Genomic DNA, 550 nt, shown 5'->3' with positions numbered 1-550 from the left:
TGATTACAAGAAAATCTGCATCTGGCAGACCACAGACCAGGAAATAGGGACTTTAGCTAAACAAACAGCGCCTGATCAGTTCCCTGGGCAGATCAGGATAGAAGATGTGAATAGCGATGGCAAGATTGATGCTAATGACCGTCAGATTCTCGGTAATTTCCAGCCCGTTTGGGAAGGTGGTATAACCAATCGGTTCAGTTACAAGAACTTCGATCTATCGATTGTAACCTTTGCTCGTATGGGTATGAAAGTGATTGTGCCTTACCTGACAGGTAACTCGACAGGATCGGGTGGATTTGCGTTCTTCAATCAGGGCCGGGTAAACCAGGTGAAAACCGATTACTGGACCGAAACGAATCCGACCAATGCCTTCCCTGCACCGGATGCAGCCAGTGCCGTGGCCTATTTTGGTTCTACGTTGGGGTACTACGATGGCTCGTTTATCAAATGCAGAAGTATCAACCTGGGCTACACCTTTGCCAGTGAGTTGATCCGGAAAATCGGGATGAGTTCAGCCCGGGTTTATTTCAATGCCACGAATCCGTTTATC

1 protein-coding gene is annotated in these 550 nt (G+C 47.6%); it reads left to right on the top strand.

The genetic code is table 11. The annotated features are described in order from the left end of the window. Positions 1–550 (top strand): hypothetical protein (locus DT603_RS15855; protein ID WP_211368494.1); only part of this gene is annotated, 550 nt, incomplete at both ends.

Origin of the sequence: Pseudoxanthomonas gei, from assembly GCF_010119615.1 — a bacterium.
Lineage (GTDB): Bacteria > Pseudomonadota > Gammaproteobacteria > Xanthomonadales > Xanthomonadaceae > Pseudoxanthomonas_A > Pseudoxanthomonas_A gei.
This window is presented reverse-complemented; position numbering and strand designations above follow the sequence as displayed.